Source organism: Rhodoferax sp., from assembly GCF_037143375.1.
Taxonomy (GTDB): domain Bacteria; phylum Pseudomonadota; class Gammaproteobacteria; order Burkholderiales; family Burkholderiaceae_C; genus Rhodoferax.
Genome location: NZ_JBAWYV010000186.1, coordinates 1 through 5,235, shown reverse-complemented (window position 1 = coordinate 5,235; position 5,235 = coordinate 1). Strand labels below are relative to the sequence as shown.

Sequence of the window (5,235 nt, the reverse complement as noted above, 5' to 3'; positions counted from 1 at the left end):
TGCTCAAGGTCTTGGCACGGGCAATGATTTCCTGCGGGTCCGAGATGTCAGCCGGGGAGCGCTGGTTCATCACCTCGGCAGCGGTATAACCCAGCATGCGCTCGGCCCCGACGTTGAAAATCTGGATCACGCCCTTGGCATCGGTCGCAATGCTGGAGAAGTTGGCGCTGTCAAAAATCGCTTTTTGCAAGGCCCCGGCCTTCAGCAACGCGTCTTCAGCCTCTTTGCGCGCGCTCAAGTCACGCAAGATGCCCGTGAAGTGGCGCTCCCCGCCCAGCCACATCTCGCTGACGGCCATCTCCAGAGAAAAAATACTGCCGTTCTTTCGGCGACCAATCACCTCGCGCCCGGGCGTGGCGCCTTCAGCCCGTTGGGTTTCTATAAAGAAGTCCAGAGGCTTGACGCCCTTGCCTTGGGACCAGCCCAACTCAGGAATCAAAAGCTGGAAGTTTTTGCCCACCAGTTCGGCACTGGTGTAGCCAAACATTTTTTCAATCGCCGGATTGACGGTCTCCACCGTACCGCCCTGCGCTTGAAGGGTGATGATGCCGTCCACCACCGTATTAAGAATGGCCTGGATCTTTGTGGCACTGTCACGGGCCAACTGCTGCGCGGCATATTCTTCAGTCACGTCGCGAAACACCAGTACCGCGCCAATCACCTGGGCATCACGACTGCGAATTGGGGCGCAACTGTCGGCAATGTCGTACTCGCGGCCATCGCGTGCCAACAACACCGTGTGATTGGCCAGGCCCTGCACCGTGCCATACGCCAAGGCGTCAATGACGGGAATCAAGACAGCCAGGCGGGTGTCTTTGTTGACGATCTTGAAAATCTCCTCAATGGGGAGGCCCTGGGCTTGCGCCTGCGTCCAGCCGGTGAGTTGCTCGGCCAGCGGGTTGAGGCTGGTGACCCGGGCTTGGGCATCGGTGGCAATCACCGCATCGCCAATCGAGTTGAGCGTCACGGCGAGTTGCTCTTCGCTGGCTTGCAAGTTGACGTTGGTTTGCTGCAACTCCTCGTTCAGGGTTTCCTGGCGTTCCAGTAAATGCTGTGTTTCAAGGTGTACCAGGTTTTTTAAACGTAGCTGGGTTTGCCGGTAGAACAGGTAGACAAATGCCAGCGCCGACAGCAGTACCAGCACACTGGCGCCCACCAGGAGACCAAACATTTGGCGCAGATTGGACTGAAACTTTGCATCGCGCTCGGCATACGCGGCTTCTTCAAGCTGGACGAATTGAGTCATCTCGGCTCGAATCGTTTCCATCAACCGATTGCCCTGTCCGCTGCTGACGATCTTCAGGGCAGCTGCCTCGTTGTGGTTGCGGCGCAACTCGATGACCTGGGCCGTCACGGCCAGCTTGGCCGTTATCAGGGGTTCCAGGTTGTCAAGGTGTTTTTGGGCCGTCTTGATCTGCACGAACTGGCGCAACATTTGCAGACGTCCAGTGAGACCCGAACGCACGGCCAGATAAGGCTGCAAAAAAGCCTCGTCGCCGGTGAGGAGGTAGCCCCGCTCCCCGGTCTCGGCATCTTTCACGGCGGAAAGAAGATCATCCGCAGCATTGAGCACCTGACTGGTGTGCTTTCTCGACTCGCCGGAGGCGTCAATCTGCATGAATGCCCAGAACATCAGCCCCACGCACAGCACGACCAGCAGGGTGGCGAGCAGACTGGCTAGCGTTTTAAAGGTCAGTTTCATGAGGAAACCGCCCGCAAAGCTTGGTGAATGGAGAAATTCCGGGTGACCGAAATCGGGCTTGAGATCGTGGTGAACTGGCAGCGGACCTGACGGGAGGTCATCACTGTGCCAGCGACAGGGGCGGGGTCGCGGGGAGAATTAGTCATTGCTGACCTCAGATTTTGCGCGAACCATCTTGAAGAATCGCGCTACCGGCGGTGCAAGTTACACCTTTGCAGCAAGTTCAATCATCACACACAACGATGCGTCACTCGGACAATAATTTGCGGCAAATCAAAAAAAAATAGCAAAGAGACCCCTGATCAGCTGCCGATCAGGCCCTTTTTCAGGTTGCCATCGACCGGTTTTTCACCCAACCAGATGCGCAGCACAGAGGTAAAGAAGTCTTCGCCGGCAATGACGCTGCCGCGCGCCTGGCCATTGACTGTGACACGGGTGCCAGTGTCGGGCACGAACTCAAAATGGATCACATCGCCCTTTTTGGCTTCGCCTACGGCCACCAGGTTGGCATTCAAGGCGTCGATTTGCGGCTTCATGGCCGCGAACTGGGCCTCGGTGTGGTTGTCACGCAGCCCCTCGTTCAGCGCTTTGGCAAAGCTTTCAGCATCGACGTTGCGCAGCATGACGATGGTGACGCGGCGGGCGCCCTTCTGGGCCAGCAGTTGGGCGGCACTACTGGCCTTTTGGGGCACGTACAAGCCAGCCACGTAGACCTTGAAAAACACCTTGGTGCGCAACCCAGCACCATTGAGTTGCAGCGTGGTGGCGCCAACCTGTGCCGATGGCTCCAGCTTGACGCCTTCGACCTCGATCGGCTGGGCGCTGGCTGCCACAGCGGCCAATGCCACCACGAAGCCAGCCATCAGACGTTGCATCAATGAACTCATGAGTGGTCTCCTTCATTTTGAAAAATAATCTTCTTGCCGGACGTTTCCCAGCGCTCGAAGTTCTTGGCGTAGATGTCTTCGATGCGGTTGCGCTTGACCTTGAAGGTGGGTGTGATGATGTCGTTGTCCACCGTCCAGGCGGTGGTGACGACGATCAGGCACTTGAGCTGCTCGTGCGGGTCCAGCGTGGCGTTGACGCTTTGCAGGTGCTGGGTCAGCGAGGTAGCCAGCTCGGCCCGGGTGAGGGAGTCGCCAGCGCGCGCTGCGGCTTGGGCGTTGAGCATCACGATGCCCAGCGGTTGACCCAGGTTGGCGCCGGTCACCACACAGGCTTCTATCGCCTCGTGCATCACCAGCTTGTCTTCGATCGGGGCCGGGGCCACGTATTTGCCCTTGCTGGTCTTGAACAAGTCTTTGACGCGGCCGGTGATGTGCAGGTTGCCTTGCGCGTCCACAAAACCCTTGTCGCCGGTGCGCAGCCAGCCATCGGCGGTGATGACCTCGCGGGTCATCTCCGGTTCCTTGTAGTAGCCCAGCATCAGCGCCGGGCTGGTCATCTGGATTTCGCCGGTGGTGGGATCAATGCGGGCGTCCACGCCTTCGTAGGTGGGCCCGACGGTGCCTTCCTGATTTTTATTGGGCAGCGTCAGGTGCGACACCGCCAGGTTCTCGGTCATGCCGTAGCCTTCGTTGACGGGCAATCCGAGCTTGCGGAACCAGGCCAGCAAGGCCACCGGCATGGGCGCGGCACCGCCAGCGGCAAAGCGGCATTGGTCCAGGCCCAGCGCCTTTTTAATCTTGCGGCGCACCAACCCGCCCACCAGGGGGATCGAGAGCAGGCGGCTGAGTTTTTCAGCCGGCATCTTGTGGTGCACGCCTTGCTGGAACTTGACCCACAACCGCGGCACCGAAAAGAAGATGGTCGGACGCGCCCGCTGCAGGTCGGCCGTGAAGGTCTCCAGCGACTCGGCAAAGTACACATGAAAGCCAGTGCGCAGCCAGCCATGTTCCACCAGCACGCGTTCCACCACATGCGCCAGTGGCAGGTAGGACAGCATGCGGTCCTGCTCCGACATGGCGACGCGCTTGAGGGCGCTGTCCATGGCCCAGGCAAACGTGCCAAAGCTGTGCATCACACCTTTGGGCGCACCGGTAGTTCCTGAGGTGTAGATCAGCGTGGCCAGCTCTTCTTCGCCACGCAGCACCTCGCCTTGCAGGGGGCTATTGAGGGCGCAAATAGCGCCCCAGCCTTGGTAGTTTTTGATGGCATCGGTGGGCGACAACGGGTAGCTGATACAGGGCATGTCAGCGGGCACGCCCGGCTTCATGCTTTCCCAGCCATCGAGCTTGCCTATAAAGCAGGCCCGCGCCTCGCTGTGCGTCAGGATCTGTTTCACGGTGCCGGGCGCCAGCGTGGGGTACAAGGGCACCGAGACATAACCCGCCATCCAGATCGCCAGATCGCTCATGAGCCACCAGGCACAGTTTTTGGACAGGATGGCGACCTTGTCGCCCGGCGCCCAACCCTGCGACTTCAGGTGCGTGGCCATGCGGCGCACTTGCTCGCCGATCTGGGCCCAGGTGAAATCATGGGTGACGCCGCCGCCCATAGGTTGCGTGAGTGCGATGCGGTTGGGCGCCGTTTTTTCCCAGTAATAAAGGCGCTGCAGGGCCAGCAATTCAGGGGGTACTTTGTTCATGAAACATGTCTCCTTTTTATTTCCCTGCGAGCGCATCACAACCGGAGTCGCTCCCAATATCAGTATAGAAATTTGCACCGGACAACACCACCCGGGAAGACCCTGACAGCCCTGTAATGACTGTGCTTTTAGCTATTAAATTAATAGCTGCTCACGCAGGCAGTACGGGGGCTAGAGGCCTATTTGACTAAAACTTTGAAAAATCTGGTTTGCGTTTCGTCATGAACGCGGCAAACGCTTCACGGGCTGCGGGCTCGCTCAGCATGCGAACAAAGATGGTGCCTTCGTCCACGATGCGCTCGGCCACCTGGCTGGCCTGGCCTTTGCGCATCAGGCGCTTGGTCTCGATCAGCGACGTCATCGGTTTGGTGGCCAGCTTTTGGGCTTGGCGTTGCGCCAGTGCGGCCGCTTCAGTGGGCGGCACGATGCGGCTGATGAGGCCCATCTCCAGCGCCGCTTCGGCCAGGAACGGGTCGCCCAGCAGCAGCGCTTCAGCGGCGCGACCGTAGCCCATCAACTGCGGTGCCAGCAAGCTGGAGCCGGCTTCGGGGCACAAACCCAAGTTGACGAAGGGCATGGAAAACTGCGCGTTGTCACCGGCATAGACCAGGTCGCAATGGAACAGCATGGTGGTGCCAATGCCCACCGCAGGGCCGCACACCGCCGCCACGATCGGTTTAGGAAAGGTGCTGATGGCGCGCAGAAACCGGAACACCGGTGAATCTTGTGTGGCCGGTGGGTCGCTCAGGAAATCGCCAATGTCGTTGCCGGCACTGAAGATGGTTTCGTGGCCCTGGAACACCACGACGCGCACTGCCTCGTCGGCCGCAGCCTGGGTCAGCGCATCGGCCAGGGCGGCGTACATCGCGCCGGTCAGTGAGTTCTTTTTGTCCAGACGGTTGATCGTGAGGGTCATCACGGCGGCGCTGGTGTCGATAAGGATGTC

The 5,235-nt window shown here is 59.6% G+C and carries 4 protein-coding genes; all 4 read right to left on the bottom strand.

The window, feature by feature from the left end:
• The coding region (locus tag WCG50_RS17120; RefSeq protein WP_336900805.1) for a PAS domain S-box protein at positions 1–1,702 on the bottom strand (1,702 nt) is incomplete at its 3' end.
• Between the two features lie 302 nt (positions 1,703–2,004).
• Complete coding sequence (locus tag WCG50_RS17115; RefSeq protein WP_336900804.1) at positions 2,005–2,589, bottom strand: chalcone isomerase family protein; 585 nt, start codon at positions 2,587–2,589, stop codon at positions 2,005–2,007.
• Positions 2,586–4,289, bottom strand: coding sequence for an AMP-binding protein (locus tag WCG50_RS17110; protein WP_336900803.1), 1,704 nt, complete (start codon positions 4,287–4,289; stop codon positions 2,586–2,588). Before WCG50_RS17110 ends, WCG50_RS17115 begins: the two co-directional genes overlap by 4 nt.
• Positions 4,290–4,476: 187 nt before the next feature.
• On the bottom strand, positions 4,477–5,235 hold a 759-nt coding region (locus WCG50_RS17105; protein ID WP_336900802.1), incomplete at its 5' end, for an enoyl-CoA hydratase.